At 33.7% G+C, this 25,616-nt stretch carries 25 protein-coding genes and 1 pseudogene; 19 read left to right on the forward strand and 7 right to left on the reverse strand.

Translation table 11 applies throughout. The annotated features are described in order from the left end of the window. Positions 1 to 275: 275 nt before the first annotated feature. Positions 276 to 752: a nuclease-related domain-containing protein gene (locus tag JFL43_RS20765; protein ID WP_200750519.1), complete on the reverse strand. Its 477-nt coding sequence runs from the start codon at positions 750 to 752 to the stop codon at positions 276 to 278. Positions 753 to 919: 167 nt separating this feature from the next. Between JFL43_RS20765 and JFL43_RS20770 the strand changes: the two genes are divergently transcribed. The 3 genes from JFL43_RS20770 to JFL43_RS20775 all read left to right on the forward strand — a co-directional run bounded on the left by JFL43_RS20770 (position 920) and on the right by JFL43_RS20775 (position 4,236). Next, positions 920 to 1,297 (forward strand): PH domain-containing protein, encoded by a 378-nt coding sequence (locus JFL43_RS20770; protein WP_200750520.1) that lies wholly within the window; start codon positions 920 to 922, stop codon positions 1,295 to 1,297. A 181-nt stretch (positions 1,298 to 1,478) separates the two neighbouring features. Next, a complete protein-coding gene (locus tag JFL43_RS23585) occupies positions 1,479 to 1,622 on the forward strand; it encodes a thiolase C-terminal domain-containing protein (protein WP_407702009.1) in 144 nt (47 codons plus the stop codon). A gap of 499 nt (positions 1,623 to 2,121) precedes the next feature. Next, positions 2,122 to 4,236, forward strand: a complete 2,115-nt coding sequence (locus JFL43_RS20775) for a DUF2339 domain-containing protein (RefSeq protein WP_200750521.1) — start codon at positions 2,122 to 2,124, stop codon at positions 4,234 to 4,236. Between the two features lie 205 nt (positions 4,237 to 4,441). On the opposite strand, the gene JFL43_RS20780 is transcribed toward JFL43_RS20775, so the two are convergent. Then, a complete protein-coding gene (locus JFL43_RS20780) occupies positions 4,442 to 4,759 on the reverse strand; it encodes a MazG nucleotide pyrophosphohydrolase domain-containing protein (RefSeq protein ID WP_200750522.1) in 318 nt (105 codons plus the stop codon). Between the two features lie 304 nt (positions 4,760 to 5,063). Here JFL43_RS20780 and JFL43_RS20785 point away from each other — a divergent pair. Then, positions 5,064 to 5,263, forward strand: a pseudogene (locus tag JFL43_RS20785) (M20/M25/M40 family metallo-hydrolase); the annotation flags it as partial. Positions 5,264 to 5,524: 261 nt separating this feature from the next. Then, positions 5,525 to 7,234 carry a methyl-accepting chemotaxis protein gene (locus tag JFL43_RS20790; protein WP_234447939.1) on the forward strand — a complete coding sequence of 570 codons (1,710 nt, stop codon included), beginning with the start codon at positions 5,525 to 5,527 and terminating at the stop codon, positions 7,232 to 7,234. A gap of 406 nt (positions 7,235 to 7,640) precedes the next feature. Here the strand turns inward: JFL43_RS20790 and JFL43_RS20795 are convergent, their stop codons facing one another. Then, positions 7,641 to 8,093, reverse strand: a complete 453-nt coding sequence (locus JFL43_RS20795; protein ID WP_200750543.1) for a MarR family transcriptional regulator — start codon at positions 8,091 to 8,093, stop codon at positions 7,641 to 7,643. A 189-nt stretch (positions 8,094 to 8,282) separates the two neighbouring features. On the opposite strand from JFL43_RS20795, the gene JFL43_RS20800 reads away from it, so the two are divergent. The 5 genes from JFL43_RS20800 (at position 8,283) to JFL43_RS20815 (ending at position 13,583) form a co-directional block, all read left to right on the forward strand. After that, positions 8,283 to 9,809: an MDR family MFS transporter gene (locus tag JFL43_RS20800; RefSeq protein ID WP_200750523.1), complete on the forward strand. Its 1,527-nt coding sequence runs from the start codon at positions 8,283 to 8,285 to the stop codon at positions 9,807 to 9,809. 102 nt (positions 9,810 to 9,911) lie between these two features. Then, on the forward strand, positions 9,912 to 10,037 hold the full coding sequence (locus JFL43_RS23135) for a hypothetical protein (protein ID WP_267907832.1): 126 nt from the start codon (positions 9,912 to 9,914) through the stop codon (positions 10,035 to 10,037). Positions 10,038 to 11,530: 1,493 nt separating this feature from the next. Then, complete coding sequence (locus tag JFL43_RS20805) at positions 11,531 to 11,950, forward strand: hypothetical protein (RefSeq protein WP_200750524.1); 420 nt, start codon at positions 11,531 to 11,533, stop codon at positions 11,948 to 11,950. Between the two features lie 288 nt (positions 11,951 to 12,238). Further along, positions 12,239 to 13,282 carry a lysozyme inhibitor LprI family protein gene (locus JFL43_RS20810; RefSeq protein ID WP_200750526.1) on the forward strand — a complete coding sequence of 348 codons (1,044 nt, stop codon included), beginning with the start codon at positions 12,239 to 12,241 and terminating at the stop codon, positions 13,280 to 13,282. Further along, positions 13,272 to 13,583, forward strand: coding sequence for a hypothetical protein (locus tag JFL43_RS20815; RefSeq protein WP_200750528.1), 312 nt, complete (start codon positions 13,272 to 13,274; stop codon positions 13,581 to 13,583). The genes JFL43_RS20810 and JFL43_RS20815 overlap by 11 nt, the downstream gene beginning before the upstream one ends. Before the next feature lie 417 nt (positions 13,584 to 14,000). Here JFL43_RS20815 and JFL43_RS20820 read toward each other — a convergent pair whose 3' ends face one another. Continuing rightward, positions 14,001 to 15,896, reverse strand: a complete 1,896-nt coding sequence (locus JFL43_RS20820) for an NPCBM/NEW2 domain-containing protein (protein WP_200750529.1) — start codon at positions 15,894 to 15,896, stop codon at positions 14,001 to 14,003. A 436-nt stretch (positions 15,897 to 16,332) separates the two neighbouring features. On the opposite strand from JFL43_RS20820, the gene JFL43_RS20825 reads away from it, so the two are divergent. Further along, entirely contained in the window at positions 16,333 to 16,593 is a 261-nt protein-coding gene (locus tag JFL43_RS20825; RefSeq protein WP_234447940.1) for a hypothetical protein, read from the forward strand. Here JFL43_RS20825 and JFL43_RS20830 read toward each other — a convergent pair whose 3' ends face one another. Next, entirely contained in the window at positions 16,594 to 17,745 is a 1,152-nt protein-coding gene (locus JFL43_RS20830) for a CAP domain-containing protein (protein WP_200750531.1), read from the reverse strand. Between the two features lie 358 nt (positions 17,746 to 18,103). On the opposite strand from JFL43_RS20830, the gene JFL43_RS20835 reads away from it, so the two are divergent. From JFL43_RS20835 to JFL43_RS20845, 3 genes are all read left to right on the forward strand, one after another. Then, positions 18,104 to 18,616, forward strand: coding sequence for a hypothetical protein (locus JFL43_RS20835; protein ID WP_200750532.1), 513 nt, complete (start codon positions 18,104 to 18,106; stop codon positions 18,614 to 18,616). Positions 18,617 to 18,897: 281 nt separating this feature from the next. Next, on the forward strand, positions 18,898 to 19,092 hold the full coding sequence (locus tag JFL43_RS20840) for a helix-turn-helix domain-containing protein (RefSeq protein WP_200750533.1): 195 nt from the start codon (positions 18,898 to 18,900) through the stop codon (positions 19,090 to 19,092). A 197-nt stretch (positions 19,093 to 19,289) separates the two neighbouring features. Further along, positions 19,290 to 20,024, forward strand: coding sequence for a hypothetical protein (locus JFL43_RS20845; RefSeq protein WP_200750534.1), 735 nt, complete (start codon positions 19,290 to 19,292; stop codon positions 20,022 to 20,024). A 282-nt stretch (positions 20,025 to 20,306) separates the two neighbouring features. On the opposite strand, the gene JFL43_RS20850 is transcribed toward JFL43_RS20845, so the two are convergent. Both JFL43_RS20850 and JFL43_RS20855 read right to left on the reverse strand, forming a co-directional pair. Beyond that, positions 20,307 to 21,422, reverse strand: coding sequence for a site-specific integrase (locus tag JFL43_RS20850; RefSeq protein WP_200750535.1), 1,116 nt, complete (start codon positions 21,420 to 21,422; stop codon positions 20,307 to 20,309). 140 nt (positions 21,423 to 21,562) lie between these two features. Beyond that, entirely contained in the window at positions 21,563 to 21,892 is a 330-nt protein-coding gene (locus tag JFL43_RS20855) for a DUF771 domain-containing protein (RefSeq protein ID WP_200750536.1), read from the reverse strand. 294 nt (positions 21,893 to 22,186) lie between these two features. Here JFL43_RS20855 and JFL43_RS20860 point away from each other — a divergent pair, with 294 nt between their 5' ends. The 5 genes from JFL43_RS20860 to JFL43_RS20880 form a co-directional block, all read left to right on the forward strand. Beyond that, on the forward strand, positions 22,187 to 22,579 hold the full coding sequence (locus JFL43_RS20860; RefSeq protein WP_200750537.1) for a hypothetical protein: 393 nt from the start codon (positions 22,187 to 22,189) through the stop codon (positions 22,577 to 22,579). Beyond that, positions 22,576 to 23,031: a hypothetical protein gene (locus JFL43_RS20865; RefSeq protein WP_200750538.1), complete on the forward strand. Its 456-nt coding sequence runs from the start codon at positions 22,576 to 22,578 to the stop codon at positions 23,029 to 23,031. Before JFL43_RS20860 ends, JFL43_RS20865 begins: the two co-directional genes overlap by 4 nt. A gap of 623 nt (positions 23,032 to 23,654) precedes the next feature. Next, positions 23,655 to 23,819, forward strand: coding sequence for a hypothetical protein (locus tag JFL43_RS20870; protein ID WP_200750539.1), 165 nt, complete (start codon positions 23,655 to 23,657; stop codon positions 23,817 to 23,819). A gap of 55 nt (positions 23,820 to 23,874) precedes the next feature. After that, positions 23,875 to 24,327: a recombinase family protein gene (locus tag JFL43_RS20875; protein ID WP_200750540.1), complete on the forward strand. Its 453-nt coding sequence runs from the start codon at positions 23,875 to 23,877 to the stop codon at positions 24,325 to 24,327. 335 nt (positions 24,328 to 24,662) lie between these two features. Further along, positions 24,663 to 25,616, forward strand: a 954-nt coding sequence (locus JFL43_RS20880) for a recombinase family protein (protein ID WP_200750541.1), incomplete at its 3' end; no start/stop codon positions are given.

Below are 25,616 nucleotides of genomic sequence, written 5' to 3' on the forward strand. Positions count from 1 at the left end.
AAGCTCTAAGTGTCGGCGGTTCGATTCCGTCCTGACCCATACGTATTTAAGAGTTATCCTATTAGTCGAATTTCGGCTTATAGGATAACTCTTTTTTGTCGTTCAAATTCAAGTATTGGAAGATGTAAAGAAACATCTTCCTAGCGCTTGAATTATAACTTAAATATTATGTAATGGTAATCACGAATAAGACTTCTCTTTAATTGCTTCAATATGTTGTTTTTTTACATCAGCAGAAGGGTTAGCGTATGCTACAAGAAGATCGTTGATTTCATCTACTTGCTGTTTAGAGAAAATGTTATCCCATTTTTTCTTTTCCATGCTTTTGCTAGATTATTTCTTTTTAAAACCTGAACATGGTCAGAAGAAACAGTAACGGATTTCAATTCACATCCTTCACTAAAGACTACTAATGAGCGAAAATGAAGAGGATTTATATTAGAAAGTGTTTTTTGTAGTGCTTTTATATGTGTTTGGTTTTGTTTAATTGGATTATAGAATCGATTTTTTTGTCTATTAGATAAGGAACATGTCCATTTATAATCCTCTTCACGTCCAAATATCCAGCCACTATAGTTTTTTGATTCAACGGCATAAATTCCAGAAGTGTGAATTAACACAATATCCACTTCTGTTAATTCATGTCCTTTTGCTTTAGGTAAATATACACTCGCCAGTAAATGATGATGACCTGGTATCAATCGATGAATCTCCTGTAGTGTTAAATATTCCTTGTACAGTCCTTTATCCAAATAAGTTTCCAGTAACCATTGCCTGTCAATTTACATCGCTTACTACTAGATATAAAGAACTAATGCAATGGAAAGTTGAAAAAGTAATTTATAACAAATTGCTAAAATTAGAAATATGTACATACTAAAGTGTATACTTACTGTATAAAAAGATTGGGGGAATGAAATTGGGATTGTTAGATGGTTTAATGGGTAACGCATCTGAAGTCAAGATTGAGGAAGTTGAGAGTGAGCTGAAGGATTTATTGATACCTTCAGAAAAGGTTGAGCATGCATGTAAACTGATTCGTGATTTGTTTATTTTCACAAATAAGCGATTGATCCTAATCGACAAGCAAGGCATTTCCGGCAAAAAGACTGAGTACCACACGATTCCATATAAAAGTATTGTGCATTTTTCGATTGAAACTGCGGGTACATTTGATATGGATGCAGAACTTAAGATTTGGTTGTCAGGGAGTGCAACTCCAATTGAGAAGAAATTTAATAAGTCACAAAATATTTATAAAGTGCAAAGCATATTAGCTGATAATGTTTTGAAATAAAATTGAAATTATGCCACCTATTCTTACTTAGAATATGGTGGCTATTTTTGTGCAATATATCGCTACCGAAGCATTATAGGCTCTTTATGACGACTAGAGGTTGGAAAGAACCATAACTTTAGGAGCCATCCCTGTACATACAAATGAAGGACTGTTCTCAAGAGTTCTTTCAATCTGAGAAATTGGTTTAGCTCAATTAATTCATCTAGTTAAACAATTAAGAGGCAATGCACCAAATCAAGTAGAGAATGCAAGAATTGCACTTGCCCATAATCTAGATGGCACAGGTTCTTACTCTGTTATTCATGTATTAGAAAGGAAGTAGGAGATGATGATTGTGTATCAATACGGAGAACTAGAAACCATGTCCCACCTGCAGAATACTCAAGAACGGTCACTTATTACGCTGTCCCCATGCAGCTCGATGGAACGACGGCAAAAGTAGCAGCATATATGGAAGAACCTGTACAAATCGGGGATACTGTCTACTTTGAGCGTTTTAGGAATGGCGTTTATTTTTATCGTAAGTAATAACGAGAGTAAAAGCAGATCAAATTTTATATGTTTCAATGCAGAAAGTTTTCGAGATAATGTCGAAAACTTTTTCATAGGATATGAGGTGGGTTTAATTATTTTTTTGGATTGGTTAATAATGCTCTTTTTGATGAAATGATAAAAATAGAAATAAGTGGTATTATGTGTTAGTTTTTAGAAAAAAATAAGGTCAAATAGTGTGATTTTACAATTAATTAAACAAATTCATTGTTTTAGTGTAAAGTGAATGTATATAATTACATAGTAATTTATGTAGGAGGTGAGTGTAAATGCATTTAAATAATCTTGAAAAGAGACTAATTGAGTTAGAGCAGGAGGTTTCAACATTAAAGCAGGAGATAGCTCAGCTAAAAAATCAGGTCGATCCACCAGTCCAGATAGTAGAAAAAGCTAAAATTAGACGTCCTGAAAAAGAAAGTGTGCAAACTAAGAAAGAACCACTTGAAAAGGCACCTTTACAATGGGAGAAAACTAATGAAACACCACTCCATGAGTCTAAACAGCAAAAATCCATAGAAGAGATGCTTATCTGGTTATTGCCGAAAGTATTTATGATCATGATTGTACTTGGCGTCTTATGGGGATTGAAATTGATTAGTGATTACGGCATTATTGCCAATGGTATCAAAATTACGTTTGCATACGTTTTATCACTAGCGTTAATAGGTCTCGCGTACTTTATGGAATACAAAAAGAAAAGTCAAAAGGCGCTATACATTACGCTTTACGGTGGCGCGTTTACCATCGGTATTTTAACGACAGCAGCAGGTGCCATTTTATATGACGTCTTACCATTACTCGTTGCGCTGTTTGTAGCAATGCTTTACATCGCATATGGAATCGTCATCAGCTATATGAAAAAGAGTGAAGTGCTGACAATATTTGTAGCATTCACATCATTGCTACTACCTTATTTACTAGAATATATGGCGTTTGGTGAAGCTATTATTTTAGCATTTGTTGTTATACTATTTGGCAGCTTACAAATTGTTATATTGAAACATTGTCAAAAGATTGCCCTATATACTGCGTTATTTTTCTCACATTTAGCGATTTTGATTGTAGGTTTTATAAATAATTATCCTGAAATATTATTTGGCAGTACATTTTTAATCGTATTGGGTATTTTCATGTATAGCTGGTGGTGTTTTTATGAGGCGAATCATAAGAGGGCATCACTATATGAGGGGCTAATGTTTAGTCTTAGTATTATGAGCTTGTTATTCATTAATTTGATAGCGACTCGCTATAATAGCCTTTTCTTATTAGTTTTCACTGCAGGGTTCATTGGTTTGGCAAGTTTTGCTTATTTAAAAAAACAGAAAAGAATAGTCGATATTTATGGGACAGTGGCATTATTAGCTTTGATGAATTTCATTGTTCGTTTAGAATTATCAACTATTTCCCTAGATTTCTTCTTACCATTTACAGCGTTTATTAGTTTGTTTTTAGCACTTCGTTTACGTGCAAGTTTGATGAAACTCACTTATTCCTTATTGTTTGGCGGTGTAGTTTTGTTTGTCTTTATAGACAGTCCAGTCGAGCCATTTTGGAGCTTTCATCATTTAAACCAATTATTCATGTTCGCTTATATGCTCGTATTATTTATTTTTGCAAAACGACCAAAAGTTGCTTCAGGTCGCTTTGAAACGTTGATGGAAAAGGCAGCTATATTAGAAATTATTCCAATTCTCATCAGTCTTTATATATTCGGGTACATCGCCAAACTTGATATTAGCTATATGCATGTACAAAGCGAAATGTTATACTTCACCCTGTTTGCACTAGCCATCGCGACAGTTTCAATGCTATTTGTAGCGGAGAAGTATATTGGCAGATTTTTGCCAGTAGCATTCCTTATTAGTTTCTGTTATGCAATGATTTTCGTTTTGATGGTTGAAAATTTGTCTGAAAAAGTATTTACCTATAATATTTTCTTAAGAATAGTTTATGCCGTAGTCTTTACCTACTTATTATATAGCGTTTACAAAGGTAAAGGATATTTGAAAAAGTGGCGAGACCAGCTAAGAAATTACGTAGATCCACTCATTTCCATAGGGCTTTTTGTTAACATGATTTCAGCGACTACATTATTATCACAGATCAATATGAATAATTATTTTGGCGAAAGATTCCTATATACAGGCCATACGATAATAATATTCATCACAGCATGTATTGCCCTATGGCTTAGTTTACAAGGAAAACAAAAAATTATTCGATATACAGGGTTCAGTTTGCTAGTCTTTGCAATTGCCAAATTGATATTCTTTGACCTTTCTTATTTAGATTTACTTATTCGCGCAATCCTCTTCATCAGTATTGGCGGCTTAGGCTTATGGCTGTCGAATAAACTGCTACAAAAAGCGGAGGAGGAGGAATAGCGTTAAAGCTATAGTAGGTTTCAAGTAAAGTTTGAACCTGTATTTTAAGGAAAACAAAAGAATCCATTTTGAGAAAAGTTTGATCAAAATGGATTTCTCTTTTGTAATTTGTATTTAGTCTTTATAAAAAGTTTGATTTAAACACTAAAACCAATTAACGTAGTGCGCTAGAAGTATCTATATTTTAAAAATAAAATTACTCATATTATCCTTTGTAACGTTTATGTAGTTTTTCTTGATGGGTACTAAAAACCTCTTCAAGAGAGATGTCGTATTTATTTGCAATAACGATAATATTTCCTAACACATCGCCAAGTTCTTCTACTAATTCTTGTTTATTTTCCTCGTAGGAACCTACTACTTCATCTGGGCGATCTCGTCCAATTTCAAGTGCTCTAATAGCACGTGCCACTTCTCCTGTTTCTTCAGCTAAAAATCCTATTCGTGTAAAAATACTTAGGTCAGACCAACCTCGTTCTTCATAGTAATCTTTTACCCATTGCTGAAATGCATTTAATTCCATTAAGTTATACCTCGTTTCTAAAAAAATATTATACTAATTTAGTATTATAGGCGAAATGAATGAAAAGTTTTGCAGTTTTTGTTGCTCAAGTAATGGAGCTTCTGAAGCTGTTAAAGCAGGTGCCATCCTCTGAAAAAAATGTTCGAATTCAATAAAAATGTTCGAATTCAATAAAGATGTTTGATCATACAATCACCTCTATGAACAGAATACTTGTTTAAATACAGAAGAATCAAAGATTTTGAATTATTTAATGAAAATCCAACGACTTTATTGTAAAAATAACAACTTTATTTGTTAATACGAACCGATGATGGGCGGGGAAGACTTTGCTTATTATTTAAAAAAAGTACCTGGTAGTTTCTTCTTTACAGGTGCATGTGATCCAGCTTGGGAGAATGTTTACCCACATCATCCGAAATTTAATATTGATGAACGTTCACTACTGATCGCTGCGAATTCATTAGGGGGGCTGTGATTGCATATTTACAAGAGAATAAATGACAAAGAACTAGATAATAAAATAGTGTAAAACTATTGGTAATATTCGTAAAAATAAAAAGTAGTATTTTATAGTAAGTTTATACTATATTTTCTTCTGAGATGGTGTATAATTATTTTATCGATTATTTTACAAAAATCGATAAAATTCTACAAAATATTTACTTTTTAATAATTCATATGTATACATATTTTATTTATAAATCAAACCCTATAGGTAATGGTATTAATTTTTTAGTCAAAAATAGAGCTTAAGGAGTATGAATGATGATGGGTAAAATTGTGGGTTCTATTAATTTCAGGTCGGTAAGAGCGAAAATATTATTTGGATTTATGTTAGTTGTAATTATGATAGTGAGCTTTAGTTTCTATAACTACAGTATGATGGAAGAATCACAGAATTCAACAAAGAAAATTGTTAATCATGAGCTGGAGATATTTTCTGCAAATGATAAATTAGCTACGGCATTCGCTGTTCGTTTATCTGCTGTAAGAGGATATGTTATATCCGGAGATAGTAAATATAAAACCATATTTGATAACTATACTGAAATTGCAGTTGAAAATATTGCTATTACGCAAAATTTAACAAAATCACAGGAGTTAGCTGATACTATAGTTCAAGCAGATGAATGGATTGCATATGTAAAAGAAAATGTTTTTGATGAATATGATCGTGGAAATAAGCAACAGGCTATAAAAAATCTTAGAAGTGTTGATACCCAAGCAATGGAAGTACGTGAAGGTTATGAAGGAGTAGCTGAAGCGAGTGAAGCGGTTATTAAGAAACTTGGCAAGGAAATGATTGAAGATCAGGAAACAAATCAATTTATTAGTATCATTACGGCGGTATTGCTGACAATCATTTCAATAATCGTGGCTATTATTACTGCACGATTTATTGTAAAACCAATTCAACTCGTGGCAAATCGTATGACTGAAATATCAAATGGAGATATTAGTCAACCAGCGTTACCTAAAACAACTAATGATGAGATTGGGCAATTAGTTGAAGCAACAAATAGTATGAGTAACAATGTCCATGCAATTTTGAGTAATATTCAAACTGCTTCCCATCAAGTGGCATCAAATAGTGAAGAACTAGCTCAGTCCGCTTCTGAAGTAAAAACAGGTAGTGAACAAATAGCATTAACAATGCAAGAAATTGCAGAAGGAACAGAATCTCAAGCAAGTAATGCAAGTGATCTTGCAACAGCGATGGACTCGTTCGCTCAAAGTGTTAAAGAAGCAAATCATGAAGGTGAAAAGATTAGCGACCACTCTTCAAATGTTCAAAACCTGACAAATGAAGGTAGTAGACTGATGGCTGCTTCAACCGAACAGATGGAGAAAATTGATGAAATTGTTCTAGCGTCCGTGCAAAAAGTAGAAAACTTAGCAGAACAATCATTAGAAATTTCAAAACTAGTATCCGTAATTACAAATATTGCAGATCAAACGAATTTACTAGCCTTAAATGCAGCGATCGAAGCTGCACGTGCGGGTGAGCAAGGAAAAGGCTTTGCAGTAGTTGCTGATGAAGTGCGTAAATTGGCCGAGCAAGTAACGCTTTCTGTAACAGATATTGCAGGAATTGTGCAAAAAATTCAGCAAGAAACAAGTAATGTGACTACATCTCTGAGAAGTGGGTACGAAGAAGTGATTCAAGGAACAGAACAAATAGCTTCTACAGGCCAAACATTCCATAAAATATCAGATGCTGTTGGCAATATGGTAGATAATATAAATGTTATTTCAACTAATCTGAGTGGTATTTCACAAAAAACATTGCAAATCAATAATTCAATTGATGACATTGCCTCAGTATCTGAGCAATCAGCAGCAGGAGTCGAAGAAACAACTGCAACTGTTCAACAAACTACTAGTTCAATGGAAGAAATCTCAAATAGTTCTAATCATTTAGCTGAGCTCGCAGAAGAACTAAATCTACAAGTTCAGAAATTTAAGTTGTAACATACATTTTATTAGGACAGGTTCTCATTAGAGAATCTGTTTTTTTGTGGATTTGTATACCCCTACGTGTATTTTAAGAGAGGATTTTTCAAAGTTGCCAGTAAACTAGTGAAAGTTGCCAGTAAAATGCCCAAAGTTACCAGTAAACCCTGCATAGTTGCCAGTAAAACTAGTAAAGTTGCCAGTAAACTATGAATCAGAGAGTAATGACTATATGCATACCCCTAAAGAAATCTTTCCAACTAAAAACTCCTCCAGCAATATCTACTGAAGGAGTAATTTTCCCCATTGATGGTGCCTTGCTGGATGAAACCAGCCTCCAATGTTTCTGTCTGCAAGTAAGGCTAATGGCTTAATAATTGAAAAAACGATGATACTGTAGCTGGCTATAATAACAACTTAATGCTTAGCCCTCCTTTGTCCTGTAAGAAGATTTGCTACGTGTAGAAGTGCTGAGATGTTGAATTTGCTCTTCTAAGACCGTACTTGCTTCTCCAATAAACTGTGAAATGAGAGCAAGCTCATCAGGTGTATAGGAAGAAGCCAGTTTAAGCATTGTTTTATGAAGCGGTTCATACGTATTACGGACTTCTTCTTTAGATTCATACTCTGGAACAATAATGACTCTGCGACGATCATTAGGATCATTTTGTCTGCGAACATAACCGATTTTTTCAAGACGGTCCACTAATGCGGTAATGCTACCAGTAGTAAGCCCGGTCTTTTTTGATAGTTCTCCAGCGGTAATAGGACCCGTTTCGCGTAGAATATCTAGAGATTTAAAATCCATATTATATAACCCGAGAGAGGCAGCTACATTTTGTTGATGTAATAACGTTCGGGTGCCTAGACCACGCATAAGTGAGGTGAAATGTTCTTGCGGATTTGCAGTTTGCTCATTTTGGTGACTTGACAAAAAATAACCCTCCTTTTAAAATAATTAATACCTTGATGGTCAAGATATTAGATAAACAAGATATTTGATGAGTGTGTTATTATTCAAGTTCATTCTAATGGAGTCATTAATAATTTGTAAAGGGGTTTATAGATGGAAGCATCAAATAGCAATATAAAGTTAGTTGTGACCGGCCTATTACTGGCGATTTTTATGTCAGCAATTGACAATACAATCGTTGCGACTGCTATGGGAACGATTGTATCGCAACTAGGTGGGATGGACAAATTTGTCTGGGTTACGTCCGCTTATATGGTTACAACAATGGCAGGTATGCCGATTTTCGGGAAATTATCCGATATGTATGGCAGAAAGAGATTTTTTATTTTTGGATTAACGGTATTCGTAATTGGTTCGGCACTTTGTGGCTTTGCTCAAACGATTGAGCAACTTAGTATTTACAGAGCTATTCAGGGAATTGGTGCCGGCGCTTTAATGCCAATTGCATTTACTATTGTATTTGACATATTCCCACCCCAAAAAAGAGGGAAAATGACGGGTCTTTTGGGCGCGGTATTCGGTATTGCTAGTGTTGTTGGACCGCTTTTAGGTGCTTATATAACAGATAATGTGGGTTGGGAATGGGTATTTTATATTAACTTGCCAATTGGTATCGTTTCATTTTTACTTATTATGAAAAATTATAAGGAATCTCCAGTACATACGAAGCAAAAGATCGACTGGTGGGGAGCTGCAACACTTGTGATTGCGGTAATCAGCCTTATGTTTGCATTGGAGCTGGGTGGTAAACAGTATGATTGGAACTCGGCACCGATTATTTCATTGTTTGTTAGTTTCGCTGTTTTCTTTATTGTGTTCTTTTTCGTGGAGCTAAAAGCAGAAGAACCAATACTTCCGTTCTTCTTATTTAAGCGTCGTCTATTTGCTTCTTCGCAAATGTTGGCATTCTTATATGGTGGTACCTTTATTATTTTGACAGTATATATTCCTATTTATGTTCAGGCTGTATATGGCGCTTCAGCAACTAATGCTGGCCTTATCCTCATGCCTATGATGTTGGGTTCCGTTGCAGGAAGCGCATGTGGTGGTATTTTCTTAACGAAAATAAGCTACCGTAACTTAATGATTATTTCTGTTATTTCGTATTTCGCAGGTATGTTCCTACTTAGTACATTAACACCAGATACAGCTCGAATTCTTCTTACGCTGTATATGATTCTAGTAGGTTTTGGCATGGGCTTCTCATTCTCATTGTTACCGACGGCTTCTCAGCATAATCTAGATGCTCGTTATCGTGGTACTGCGAATTCAACCAACTCGTTCCTACGCACGCTAGGAATGACGATGGGGATTACGATTTTTGGTACGATACAAAATAATGTATTTACTAGAAAACTAACTGAAGGTTTTAAAAGTATGGGTGAAAGTGCCAATTCAGCGATGTTTAATGTTGGTGATATAAGACAGATTTTTGAACCTAGTGTACGTGAAAAAATACCAGCTGAAGTTCTAGATATCATTGTTAATGCTATGTCTAGCTCAGTTACACATGTTTTTCTTCTAGCACTGATTCCAATTATCATTGCAGTCGTATTTGTTTTCATGATGGGGAATTCACGAGTTCCGATTACAAATGACCAAGTTGATACAAAAAATTAATCAAAGAAATAGTGCGATTTACTTTTTGGAATGTAGTTCTCCGCATACATAAAATTGTCTCGGCAATTACCGAGAGGCTTTAGCATGGTGAGGAGGATTTATATGAAAGGTACCATTTTTATTAAAGGTGCTTGGGAAAACAATCTAAAGAATGTGTCACTTTCGATTCCAAAATACAAACTAGTTGTTCTAACAGGACCGTCTGAATCTGTAAAGACATGGTGGTAAACTTGTAGTTGATCGCACACCTAAGCAAGTAGCCGAAGTACCAACTTCTCATACAGGGAAGGGGTCGGGGGTTCGAATCCCTCCTGGGACGTATCAAGGTTCAGATAGAATAAGTTTGAACCAAGTGAAAAGCGCTTCAAATCCTTTAACATAAAGGGTTTGAGGCGCTTTTCCTTTTTGTGAGAATACGTTAGAAAAGGATAGAAAATGAAAAGTTTCTACACATTTTCTACACAAGAAAAAGTAGCTAGAAGGCGCTACTTGTCTGTTCTGAATCAAACTCCTTGATTTTTTTGTGACGTGAGGATGGAAGAACTTTAATTAAGATAAATAATTTGAGTAACAGAAATGAATAGGAAACAAAATACTAATACTAATACCAATTTTATTCCCACTCGAATATATTGTAGCTTGGTAATATATTTTAGGCTGTTATCTAAAAGGTTGGAGTATCTTATTCCTTCAGAAGAATATCAAAACTTCAAAGGTTAGAATATTTAATTCAACTGCCATTAAAGATGTATTTTTAGAAATGCAGCAAATTCGTAAACATATGGCCATGGCAATAAATAGCCTCAGAACTAATGATTAGCCCTGACATAGTTAAGGATTACTTTAAACAGAAAGGTTTAATTTAAAGGTACTGACTTTGTTTCCCCTAAGTCATCTAGGAAATTTTGATAATCTCGCTTTATGACTTTTTGAAGAGGCGTTTCTTTAAAATGGCTAAGAATTTTATTTTACGTCGATTGATACGAATTTAATGTAATAGAACCAATATCCATCTTATATGTCTGATGCCACTCTAAGAAATATTGGCAAAGCTATATCCTTTTTGATACCAATAACCCCTTGAGCTATATTTGCTTCATCTTGTGCGGCTGCTACGGAAGCCTCTTCTCTGGTGCGGAATAATTAGGAGCTATGTATAAGTTACAGTATTGAATTTACTATTATCAAATACTTAAGCGACAGTTACCGAGGTGAAAAAAGGTAATTAGAAAAAAATATTCTTACTATACTTTCACTAATTAACAAATAATGTTATTTTACGATATTTATTATAATTTTGCTAATTCATCATTATTTTAATATAGTATTTTTGTGAGATTCATAGTATTATTTTAAGGGTATGGTTGGGAAGGAATGGATTTATATTGTTTAAATTGTAATTTGGTAGATAAAAGGAAGTAAGTTTTACTCAAAATGTGCTGCACCTACAAAAATTGAAACAATAGTACAGGGAAATGCTATATCAAATATAAAACGGCAGGACAGAGCTATAAGAAAAAAACCAAAGCGTAAATTTAACTTAAGAATTGGAGTTTATTATTACAAAAATTGGAAAATGGTCTGCCGATCGCTGAAAAGATGGATAAATACATAAGGATTTCGGAAAATTGGCATTCCCAATACACAAATTCTCATTATAGTTTACGATTATATTATCAATAACTCTAGAGATCTACCAAGTTTTTACAGGTGGTTGGTTGGTGTCAATACTATTAATAATATGCATGCCATTAAGCTATGTAAGTACTTTTATTCCTCTCTACATTTTAAAAATGGTGTTAATTGGATGTATTAGTCATTATAATTCTCTTATGGCAAGTGTTTATCATATATTCGCTAAAATTTTCAGTAGAAAGAAGTATAAAATTTTCTTGGTTGAAGTAAATCAAACCCTAATTGATTTTGAAGAAGTTACGGGTCTTTCAGAAGATGAATGTTCAGGTTATATCATACAAAAATACATAAAGTATTTAAGGAAGGGTGCAGCCTCAAATTTAAATGAATGTACAATATTATTACAAGATGAAGAGTTGATAAATCAAAATAAAGAAATGATATATAATTTAAAATCAACTAAAAGAGAAATGGAATCTATAAAATATGAGATTAGAAGATTATAACTACTTATTCTAGAGAAAAGTGAACAATAATTCAGAAGACTTAGGGTTGATTTTTTGTTCTTGGAGTTTCTAGATTACCCAGTAGGAGGTTTTTTTTGAACAGTCTTAGATGAATTCACCTTATTAAAAGTGGTCCTTTACCATAATCTGTACTTGACATTAAATAAAGAGTTGTTTGGAGCGGACGAATCCCGCAACATGCCTGCTGAAAGGGAGTGGGATTCGTCTGCAAGTATATATTTGGTATAGATCCTTAAAAGTCTTACAGTGTTAATTAGGAGAGATAAAATGACGAACATTAAAAAATATTTGATTTTTGCTGGCAGTGTTTTATTTGTGATTACTAGCATAGGAATTGGATTTGTATTTTATATTGATTCAAAAGAAAGTATAAAGGTAGAAGCACCTGTTAAAGAGAAAACCACAATAGTAAAAGAAGCAATTGTGGAACCAACTGAAGAAGAAATAAAAAATTTACTAGCTATGATTACAAAATCTATTTATAAAAAATCTGAGGAAATGGATATAAAGTATGATGTCGTTGGGGCTGGTATGACTGAAAAAATTTATAAGGAGATGACCCCAACTCTACGCCAATATGCTACAAAAAAGTTTGTTGAAGGTAAATTAAAAAAGACTATTTACGAACAATGTTACGGATGTGAAAATGTATTCCTTCCGGGCGACCTACAATATACTAAAATTGAAGTAAAAACATTAGGGGTTAATCATATACAGGTAATAGCGAATATTGATGATGCTCTATCCGGCTTCGTACGAGAAGACATTAGCGAATTAATGTACGAAGATGGTGCATGGAAGTTACATGATTATACACGCGGAAATAATATAGTAGAAAAATCAGTACCAAAAAAGACAGTACCAAAAGAAGTACAAGCTATTGAAACCACTAATCCTTACAAGCAAAAATTGATTAATGTTGAGAACCTAGTAGCAACATATACAATGGGTAATTCAGGAGTCACAACGGATATTTTAGAAGAGTTAAATCAAAAATATATTGCGTGGGATAATTTGTTAAATGAGCTTTATGGGGATATTAAAATGAACCTCTCGACAGAAAAATTTAATGAACTCCGTTTGATTCAGCGAAAGTGGATAAAAGAGCGAGATTCAGCAGTAGAAGAGGCAGGTTTAGAAAATGAAGGTGGGACGATGGCAAGTATAGATAAAGCAAATAAGCTTGTAGAATATACGAAAGCTCGTTCCTATGAGTTTGTGGAACTTTATTTGTCAAAAAGTTTAAAGCAAACATCTACAAAACAAGAACCTATCGTAACACCAAACTTTGATAAGTACATTGGAGAGTAATAGTAATGTTACAGAAAATGGTGGTATGTCTTTAAATCTTAGTATAAGAGATAATCAGTATATTGTTAAAGTTTTTGAATATACCTATAAAGGTCGTCAAATTAGTGATTATTCAGTAACTATATCATTGGACAATCAGGGATATGCGGTATTTTCATTTAATGATGGTTATTCAGAAGCTACTGGTAGCGGAACAATACAATTAAAAGATAATAGCATTATACTATCACGTACTGTTAACTCGGATGGTCTATTATATTCACCATTTGAAAGAACACAAGTATATAATTTGACGCGTTAATTAAATTTCACAATATCAAATTAAATAATCTACACTATAAAAAATAGCGAATGGATCGAAAAGATTCGTTCGCTATTTTTAGTGTTCTTAGCATGGACATAATCCATAGGGTGTAAGTCCCGAACCGCGAAGGCAGGAGTAGTGGCTACTCAAAAAATGAATTTTATGGACTTTCATGAAACAATACAATTGGCTCTATACATGAAAAACGGAAAAATAACGCATATTGCTAGAGGAGTCTAGATCAATAAAAGAGTCGGGTACTTGGTGAAGTAAAAGACAAAAAGAAAAGGACAGCAGTTACGCTGTCCTTTTATACCACCTATTAAACTCTAGATTCATTAAAGAATAAAATATTTTCGTTTATTTTAATGTATTTATCACCACTGTTATACAGTTGAATAGACGTTTTACTATTTATTTATAACGGGTGGAAATGGTGTCTTTGATATAACTACCATCTTTTAAATAGTAACGTGTTGATGTCTTTTTGTAGACATTATATTTTATACCGAATTTTACTTTACCTACTCGTTTACCCTTTTTGTCGTATTTGTACACTGTTTTTCCATGTTTAGCTACCCATACTCTACCTATTATTTTTGATTCTACCTTCACATTGGTCGAAAGACTTGTCCCCTTAGCAGAATCAATTGCGATTAGATTTAGCTGTGTACCTATTTTCTGTTTAGGAATTTTTACAGAGTAAGTACCTTTAGACGAAGCAGTTGTTTTACCAATCACTTTGCTGCCAACCTTCACTTGTACAGTTGTTTTTGCTTTTGCTTTTCCTTTTATAACGGTAGTTGTGTTGTGGATTTTACCAGATACTGTTGGCGGTTGAGGTCGTTTGGTCAACCTTGGATCTGCAAAGATAACACTATGTCCTTTACTTCCGTTTGTATTTTTAGAACCAAACTTCAAGTATTTCGTCCCTTTTGGAATAGAAAGAATAACATTTTTAGTCTTAGTCGTATTACTCATTTTAGTCTGATAAATAACCTTGCCATCTGCCCAAATGAATACATTTGTTGTACCACGGTTACCACTCTTCCATCTTGCATCCAAGGATACCTTCGTCTCTAGTGTTGGATATGCATAGTCAGCAATATAGTACTTAGACCAAATAGATGATTTGTTACTATAAGAACCGGACCCTTCTAAACCAATGCCTTTAGGCACGAGTGTACCATCACTTAATTGGTAGGCTAAATTATCCCATTCATTATGGTATACGTCATAGTCATCCGAAACAGAAGAGGTGCCAAGATCAACTACAGATATGGTACTATCCGCTGGTATAGCCTTCAATACTTTTGTTAAACGGGCATTATCCAATATAAGTGCATGGCTACCTTGGTTTCCCTTATTTATAACAGTATAAAAGGTAAGATTCTTGGTTCCCTTTGGAAGTGCAATCTTGATATTTTGCTGCGGTGTATTATTTTTAAAGGTTTTCGTGTAAAGCTTCACATTATCAGCATAAATGACAAATTCACTCTGTCCGAGAGCACCTTTTGCAGTGGATTTATCTAAGGACACGGTTGCCTCTAATGTACTATAATTGTAGTCACCTACATAAAAACGTGCATATAATCTTTTATTATCATAAGGAAAATATGGTTTGAAACCATAGGCATCTGAAGAATTTGTTCCATCAGTCAATTGAAAAGGTTTTTTTCCCTCCCAACCTCCGTCCGCGAAATCATATTCATTATTCACCTCTGTTGGCGATAAATCCTGATAAAGTGAAATAACATCACTAGCTGCCTTTTGCGGTAGAGTATCCGTCAACTTTGGATTGCCAACAAACACTTTTTGGAACCCCGCTGCTCCGTCTTGGATGGCACTGTAAATCTTTATGTTCTTCGTACCAGCTGGGACCGCCAGTTTTAATTTTTCTGCCGGTGTGCTATTCACAAACACCTTCTTATACAATCTTGTACCATCTGCATATACCTCAATGGTTGTTTGACCGTTATCACCCTTGTTCCAGCCTTTTTGCAGGGACACAGTTGCCTCAAAGGTTGTTTTCTTGTAATCTGCAATATCATAAGATACGTATAAGCTACTTAGACGATAACTATCATAATAGGGATCAAAGCCGACTCCATATGTGTAGGAACTTCCATTTGTATCAGTAAATAGTGTTTTGTTATTCCAACGGTCTACATCAATATCATGTTCATTAGGCCAATCAGAAATAAACTTCGAAGTCAGATTCACACTACTGCTGGCTGCAGATGCTGAAGGAACCTGGAGAATCGTTAATACGGAAATCAAAAATAATAGTGCAATAGTTATTTTCTTCAATTGTTTTTCTCCTCTAATATATAAAAATTCAATACTAATAACTACTTTTGGCCTTTGGAGCCTATTGATTAATAGTTAAAAATACTATCGTATTATAACTTAATTAATGTTGTTTAACACTATAAATTTCTACTTTATAACCGAAAAGTTTCGTTTTAAGCGAGAAGGCTAAGATTTTCAAGTTGATGAACAAGAGTGTGAAAATTTATACTTCAATAACAATAATATCAACTGAATTTGAAGAGACGCTACAAGAGAATCCATTTTTATAGGAAAAGAGGTGTATGAAACATTGAGAGAAGAAATATCAACAAAAGCTGAGAAAATAACTTATGGGATACTTTTTTCGAATGCTAGGTGGTCAATTATTCTCAATAATATATTTTTTCCGTTTTGAAGACTTTTCTTTTCTGTTGAAAGGGGATGCACTTCTTTTTTGTATGTAAAAGAAAGAGAAACAGAAAGAGAAGGAGAGAAGCGAGTAATGAGCAAGAGAAAACTGAAAGGCTGGAGCTATGCAGATGATCCTGCCTTAACTCATTTTGAGAAAGAAGTCTATGACCAGAATCTTCGTAATAGAGTTAAAGCAGATGAACGCGACGGTATTGTTGAGAAACAACCAAAGAAGAGGAGTAACTATCAATTAAAGAAAGAGCAGCATCTAATTATTAGATTACTGCTCTTTCCTAATAGCTGATTATTTACTTGCTTTGTATGAAACTGATGGTGATTTTTTAATGTATGTACCGTTGTACATGTAGTAACCTTTAGTGTTTTCTCGGTAGATAGCCAATTTCATTCCTGCTTTTACTTTATACATATATTCGCCATTTGAATCGTATTTAGATGTGATTGATTTTACTATTAATGTACCAATTTGTTTTTTGTAGTTGTTTGTACCGCTTGTTGTGAATGACCATGTCTTTTCAAAACTACCACCTTTGATACTTGCAGTGTACTTAGTACCTTTTGCTAGTTCTTCTTTAGGCATGTAGTAAGCGATACCATCTAATTTACCTTCTTCAGTTTTAGTATTCACATATAGAGGAACTGTACAACCTTCTGAATCTTTTAGAGTGAATGTAGATGCATTCATTGCTTCTTTGTTAGGATAAACAATATATAACATATTACCGTAATTGTAGTCTTTATCTTTTTCATAACTTAAGAATGGACTTCCTTCTTCTGTTCTATCATTGTAAGGTCTGAAACCAGTTGCATCACTGTAAGGGTATACAAAAGGTGTATTGTTGAATACTGGTTCTATCCCATCCACCACTACATCAAGTACCGCTGATTGAGAGTTATACATTCTATAGCCAATACCTACATAACTTAAACCATCTCTCATAAGTTTAGCAGAATGTCGAGGTGAATCCATAATTAGATTTTTCATAGCATCTTTACCTGAAGTTTTATTATCTTCTAGGTACGCTAGGTTTTCACTGAATAAGCTGTTGTTTGATTCTCTGTCTAAATTTTTTTCTGTATATTTGAAATAATTAATTTTTAATGCACGTAAGAATGAAGTTTTTCCTGTGTACCCACGATTACCACTTGTTTCGTAGTGTCCTTCTTTATCACCGTTCATTGCAATGTAGTTAGCGTGGTTGTAAGCCAATTTCTTTGTCATTGGGTCTACTTTGACAGGTTGTAATCCCGCTTTTTTCCGTTCTTTGTTTAAATAGTTTAGTGCGTCTGCTTCTTGAGATGTTGCCGATTTAGATGCGGTGTATTTGCCATCTTTTGTTGCGAATGCATCGGTTGGTGCAAATACACTTGCCATTGTGAATGACGATACTAGTAATGCCGTTGCTGTTAGTTTCTTGATTAATGTTTGTTTTTTCAAGACAGTTCCCCTCATCTAGTTGATTTTTATAGATATGTAAGACTACTTAAAGTAATTCCAAGGGTTGCCATTACAAAAATAGAGGTTATTTACTCATATATTTTCCAATGATATATTAATATCTAATCACTAAGTAACTGAACTTAATGCTTATAGCAACTGTTTGCTACATCATCAAAATTCGGTATTTTACATAGTTAATACACCTCCTTAAATTGGTTATTCATTACTATAATGACCAACTAAACTTGTGGTTTAGTTAAATGTTTATGTAATATAATGGTTGTATATTGTTATAATAGAACCATTAGTAGAAGAAGAAGCGAGGATATATTTAAAAAATAGAAGAGTGGGCAATATGTGGGGAAAAGACGATGATATATATATGTCAATTGCATTCAAAGCGAATCAAAAGAACGATAGCTTTTACAAGCATATGACAACAACCGATGACAAGGGGAATGTGCTAATTGGCTGGCGTCTTAAAAGAAAAGATTCCAAAGAGATGTCTAAAAACCTTCAAAAGCTTTTAAGTATAAAGAATAAAAAGAGTCTGGCCTATTTCATTGTGAAACCTGAAGGAAGAGAAGAGTCTAACTTACCTAATGAATACTACAAAGGTGAATTAGTTGATATAGTCCAAAATAAAAAAGGTCGAGAACAGAACTATGCAAATAAATTAGAGTTATTACCAGACTATTATCCAAAAGATGAAATAGACAGTATTCTAGTAATCAAAAACTTCAAAGAAATAGCTAAAGAAGATCTGCTTCAAGAATTGGAAAATGCACTTGATTCAGACAGAAAAACCTTTGATTATTATAAATTTTATAAAGAAGGGCAAGGCGGGTATCAATTTCTATATTATTAAATTTCAATTAAAGACCCAATAGAAAACTGTCTATCTCTATAGAAGGAGAAGGTCACCAATCTTAAATAATAGGTGACCTTCTCTTTTCTGTTTTCTTCAAAACTCTGTTCTTTCGCCTTCGCACCTTTCTATCAATCCAAAATCAAAAGTGTTCCAAAAAAATTCTATAACCCATAAAAATGAAAGTGACCTCAAAATAAAAGTATCCAAAGAACATTGTACAGTAGGGTTTAACAAAATAAATATACACATCAGAAGAAAGAGAAAGGAGAAGAAAGGAAATGAGCAAGAAGAACGAACAACTAACACACATAGTATTCTTACAAATCAATCAATTATTAGATAGCTACACAGTCACTGAGGTATGCCAAATCCTAAAGATATCAGCAGCAAGTATTTATCAATGGAGAAATAGAGAATCTATGATCAGCAAGCGTAAGTACATAGCTATCCAAGATAACATAAAAGAGTGGTAAGGGGGAGAAGGTATTAGGGAAGGGGTAAATCGGGATTTTGACGGACTGATGGAAAAGGTTAATGTATTACTATCAGAGGTAGCAGTGAGAATACGGAAAACCCTAATGAACTTTTATCTTTTTTCAATGCTTCTCACTTATTTTTACCTATTTTAAATCTTGTAGGTTTCGATTTTAACAATTCAACTACAGTTGATTTGAAAATATTTAAATCTCTATTAAACTACGCTAATGATTACTGTGAAAATAATGATGCAGAAATAACAGATGTTTGGCCACAAATCTTTTGGATCTATTTTTTTACCAATAAAATTAAAGAACTTGATTCTCTTGTAACATCAAATGAAGAAAGCAAAATGGAAGCGTTATTAGCGACCCAAATACAAAAACAATTGTATTTTACTAATACACAGGAATTAGAACGGCAATACGAACCTGCTATTAAAAAATATAATTCATTAGAAGAAAAGTTCAATCAGCTAATGAATGAACATAAACTACTTCAAAAGCAATATAATAAAATGTTAGAAGAGAACAATAAGCTTCAAGAACGTATCAAAATACTCGAGACGGTTGATTCCGCACAAGTAGAAGTCATTGAAGAAACCATAACTACGGAACAACAGTTAGAATTACTTGCTTCTGTAAATATAGCAATCGTTGGTGGGGATATTAAATGGCAACAAACATTATCTAAATTACTGCCTTCACTAGATCTTTACGCAATAGATGATTTAAATAAAGACTTTTCTAAATTGGAAAATTTGAGTATTTTTGTGAATAGTGAAGTGAACAAACATAGCTTATTTTATAAAGTCCAAAATATGCTTGAACAATCAACTACTCCATTGGACTATTGTAGCACCTATACAAATATTGACTTAACGATTGATACATTCTATAAAAAGTGCAAATCAAAAGAAATCATTTAAAATACACGACACATAAAAAGGCATCTCTATAATCAGAGATGTCTTTTTATTTTTGACTGTTTTCTAAAAGATTGTAATTCTCGATGATCTATACAAAAAATTAAATTTTCCATTTGAAATTATTAAAAACCCCTTCCTGCTTTTCAAAGTAAACTGCGCCGTTTGCCATTCATGTCGCGAAAAATCAACGCTACACCACAGAAAATGAAAGATTATTACGTTCTTTCAGGCGAGTTAAATAGCAACAATTTCTTAGAAAACAGCCGTTATAAAACGATGTATCTACACAACCAGAAGTTGTTCAAAGATGTTACTAGTCTGTTCAGAGTCACGCTCCCGCAACTCTTTTAAGACGTGGGCATACGTAGATGTTGTAATGTCGATGTTAGCGTGTCCTAAGCGTTCGGATACATATAAAATCGAAATACCTTTGTAAAGTAGGATACTCGAGTGCGTGTGCCTTAGTCCGTGGACAGTTATGGGCGGTTTAATATTTAAGCGCTTTAGAATGGAGCGAAGGGTATCGTTTAGTCTGTCATTTTTGACAACAGATATATCCGAAGACGGTTCAAAGAAAACTAAATTATGCACATTCGCTGGATCATTTTTCACGGTAATTAAATGCTTTTTTAATGCTTTCATTGTTAGTTTATCAATACTAATTGTCCGCTCCGATTTTTCAGTTTTTAATGGACCAAAACCACCGCCTTCTTTATACTGCCATTGGCGATGTACCTTAATGCGATTGTTTTTAAAGTCTAAGTCATTAATACATAGGCCAATTAACTCTCCGTATCGTAGTCCTGTAGATAGAGCTAAAATTAGCATAATGTTTTCAATTCCTTGGTCAATATTCTTGTGTAAATCTTGTAGTAGCAATTGGCTGCTTGTATAATCAATAAACTTTTCAAAACCCTTTTTTCCGGATGAACCTGTGACAGTAATATTTCGAGTAAAATCATTTTTTATTAATTCTTCATCAATTGCTTCCTTCAAACAGGTACGAATGTAGCCATTCAGCTTTCGATTAGTATCCTTTGCACTTGTTTCACCTAAGGCATTTAGGAAGTTTTGATAATCTCGCTTTGTGACTTTTTGAAGAGGCGTTTCTTTAAAATGGCTAAGAATTTTATTGTACGTAGCTTGATACGAATTTAATGTAATAGCACCAACATCCTTCTTGTAAGTCTGATACCATTCTAAGAAATATTGAGCGAATGCTATATCCTTTTTGATACCAGCAATCCCTTGAGCTATATTTGCTTCAACCTGTACTGCTGCTACAGAAGCCTCTTTCTTTGTGCGAAATCCCCCTTTACGAATCGGTTTATATTTTCCGTCTTCCATATAGCTCACGGTATATTGCCATGTGCTTCCGCGCTTTGAGATACTTGCCAAAATTTGTTCCTCCGTTTCGACACATCGAGTGTTTATTAAAATTTTCAGTTATAGCATCAGTATTCCCACTACTTCAGTGAGTTAAAAACTAGCCACTCATTTTCTAAATATTTGCTTTCTGTGATTCTATAAATTTCTTATTATTGTTTGGGATGATGAATTTCACTAAATTTTTCATCTAAAAACTTCATCATTCTCTTTGCGTGAAAGCTCCAGGGCTGTCCTTTTTTATGAGGATAAAAGACGAACCCACCTAACGATGCATCCAGTTCTTGTTTGAACTTAGGAATATAGAGGATGTTTTCTTTGATCCAATCTTGTTTTCTGTTTACGTGGTTCTGTAAATCTTGCATTGACCAGTAAACACCGTCTAATTGGTTATTTTGTAATTCTTCTAACTCAAATTTGTCGACAATTACATACCCTTCAGGAATTTGAACGGTAACGTTTAAGTTTAATTTTTGTTGCATTTGAATCTTCCTCTACTAAAATATTTAAACCGCCCAATTACTTAGATAGTTACTGAATGATTTTGAGTACATTAGATTCTATTAGGTATATAAAAAACAATAGGAGAGACAATTAATATTCATTGAAATATTAATTTTCACTAAAAAAACGTTTATTCGAGATAATTCATATATTTTGTGAGTCTATTTCGCACGAAAAACATTTGCGGATTATATGTTTTGTATAAAAAGTTGTTCTTTTTCTTGATTGTTTCGAAAAATCGAGTAGTTTATGACGGAAAAGGAGGAGATAAGATGTATTTTTATCAAGTACAAAAGCATCATCATTGTACTATTGCTAATAGTCACATGAATGATGCGGATTTTGTATGTAGCTTCACAATGAAAGCAAGCATTGTATTAGCAATAATACGATCAATGAAAGAATCAAAGAAGAGGGCGGTTATAGATTTATCAAGACTAGAGATAGTGCAGCTAGTGAGGCATTTAGAAGAATTTATGCAAAATCGTTCTTACTATAAAATGATTATCCGTGATTACAAGTCGCTATTCACTTTAGAAGATTTCGATAAGGGGTTAGTGGAATTGATAGCCGTATGTCATTTTCTTTTAGAAGAACCGTTTCTGAATACTAATAAAATCTGGTTTGTTGAAACTTCTTTCATAGAAGGGCGGGGGTGTAGATGAATATCTATTGTGTTGATAATAAAGAAGTTCTTGAAATGCTAGGAAAAGGGGCACCGATGTATGAAGTGGCTCTAAACGGTTTGCATCTGAAAACGACAAAATCATTCTATTTACTGAATGCAACAACATATGTTTGGACTGATTTGGTTGGTTTTGAAACAACTTTTTGGAATGGTGTGATAGGATATCAAGAACTTACGAGGAAGGAGGTAGAAAAGTGGTGCTGGAAGCTAAGTGCAATGTTACATAATGAGACGATATTAAAGTGGCAACTAGGCGAACACCTACACCAATACCTTTTTAATTATCGAGAAGTGATGCAAGAGCTCCTCTTTAGTTTAGAGGAAATTTTAAAATTGAAGGAATTTAAGAATTCGCGTTATATTATTGAATTTGTTAGTGAAAGAGCGGAGCGGAAAGCCGCGGTGGATTGGTGGGAGTATGATGATTAAAATATGAATGACTAAAAGGCGAACCTGATTGATATATCAATATTTACAGGTGTTTAAAATGATAGTCTTGTATCGCGAACCAGTGACTCTCCTTGTCTATTCAGAAACGAGCATTTCCTATAGTACTCAAAGACGTCCTCAAACCCACTTATATCAAAGGTTTGGGGATTTTTGTTTGATTTAATATTTCCTATTGTGTCCATTGTTAGATTAGTTTTTTATTTATCCATAGCACTTCGCAACTGACGCTCATAGTGAAACAACTTTCTTATACTGCTTCCATTACCGACTCCTCTTTTAAAACCAGCTACTTCTGAGCGTTTTAATGCTATAAATTTAATCCCCTGTAAGCATCAAAAAAGGCTTTTTTGAGCCTTTTGTTGATCTGTTTTCAGCAATTTCAAAAAAAATAAAAAAAATCCGATCCCCCCTTGAAAAAACAAAATGGGAAGAAGATAATCCCTTCGGAAATTAAATTTCACACCAGGAGACAAATATGCATCCAAAACAACAAGATCTTTATTGGCTTAAATCTGTGTATGAATACTGCGAGTCGATAGGTATATCTCGATCTATCATTGAACGATTTGAAAAATACTATTTATTTGAAAGGAATGATCAAAATGATCGACTTGTTTCAAGTACTAAAAGAACTTGAGGTGCCAGCGATTGAGTCAAAAGTTTTCGTGCAGCCACTTGATGGAAGTTCGAATTTTTTATCAGGTTATCAGCAAGAACTAGATTTAGAAATTGCTGTTCCTCTTGAAAAACAGAATCTCAATGAATAAAATGCTTTCGATTAAATTACATTTTCAAAATACATTAATAGAGAGGAAGAGGTTTATGAATAAGATGTTTAAGTATTCTTATGTTGAAAATGGTGTCTATGTAATTACAGAAGGAGAGAGAAAAGACCTCCAGCCTGCAGAATTACCTTGCAATCTTTCCAAGGAGTCAATGGAAATTGCTGTTGCCTATACTTGTTGGTCAGATTCTCTTTCCATTCAGGAAAAGGAAATCATTTTAAAAGCCAAAAATAATGGTTTCCAGACTGTTGTAATATTTGTTGAGGCAGCTACATCTGCCTATCAAAAGACCTCTATGAAAGGTACTAAATTAAACGAAATGAAAGAGTTCATTTTAAGCAATCCCAATGCAAATACGGTTATTTTTTATAATGAGACACGTTTAACGAGGAATATTCCTGACTTTTATTTGGATTTTGTAAAACAAGTAAAAGGAAAAAAAGCCAAATTTAAAAACTCCTTTCTACAAGCAATTCTCAAGAAACTTTGAGTTAATCGAATTCATAAGTGAGTAAAGCACAGGATAAAATCGTTTATTGCTATGTTTCTTCTGAGAATGCTGTAACTAGATTTAGAAATTAATAGAAAAACTGAATAAGTTTTTCCCCTTTCGTCAATGATGCTAGTAATACATTGACGAAAGGATGTTTACTATTTCTCATAAACCAGTAATTAAAGTTTCTTTTAATGAAGATGCAAAAGAGGAATCTATCTATTTTCTTAAAAGATTGATTGAGAAAATTACTTTGGATCAGTTGGACCTTACTCCACAAATGAAGGGGGCCTTCCTAATCCGGAACAAAGACGATATGGAGGAATAATGTAATGGGATATGCAGATTTAAAGGTGTTGAGTAACGCTGCTATAGGGGTATATTGTAGGGTATCAACTTCTGGACAAAATATTGGTCAACAAGAACAATTAGCAGAAGGTTATTTTTCTAAAAATCAAATAAATACAAATAATGTACAATATTTCCTTGATGATAATATTTCTGCGAATAAGCTAGCATTTGAAAAACGACCTGAGTTAAATAGATTAATTTCAGAAATTCAAAAAGGAAAAATTAAGACGGTCCTTGTTCAAAATCGTGACCGCCTAGCTCGTAATTTTTATGAATATATTGATTTGGTGAAAATTTTCTATAAGTATGATGTCTACGTGATTTTTACTGATTCAGGTCATCCTAGCTTCTCGAAATCCTTATCTGTAGAATCTCTATATGGGATATTCGCTCAATCAGAGGGTAGAAATATTGCAGATAGAACGAGTTTAGTAGCATTGCAATATCCTAATTCATTAATGGGGTTCAATGTTATAGGTAAAGGAGATAAAAAGAATTATACACCTAAACTAGAGATGGAAAGAGATATCAAGTCTTTATTCTATTCAGTGGGGAATGTTAATTCAGCTGAAGAACTTATTGAACAATTGATGCGATTTAAAAAGGTAACAACAAATAATTTAAAATTATTGGCTTGCTTAAAAAATCCTTTTTATGCGGGGCATATGAAACTTCAAGAGCAATACGTTCGGTTGCCTCACGTAGAACCTATTATATTGTTAGATGACTACTTGAAGGTTCAAGAATGTTTATTAAAATTTGAGCAAGAGATACAAGACTCTATTGCAAATTCAAATGGAAGGGGAGTATTGCAGCCGATCTGTAGTAGTTGTAAAACAGTAATGACTTTTCGTTCAAATAACATAGGGGCACACGGATATTATGTATGTGTAAAAAATCATTCTAGAATCTTTATAGAAGCTTCTCGATACAAC

Origin of the sequence: Viridibacillus soli, assembly GCF_016612995.1 — a bacterium.
Taxonomy (GTDB): domain Bacteria; phylum Bacillota; class Bacilli; order Bacillales_A; family Planococcaceae; genus Viridibacillus; species Viridibacillus soli.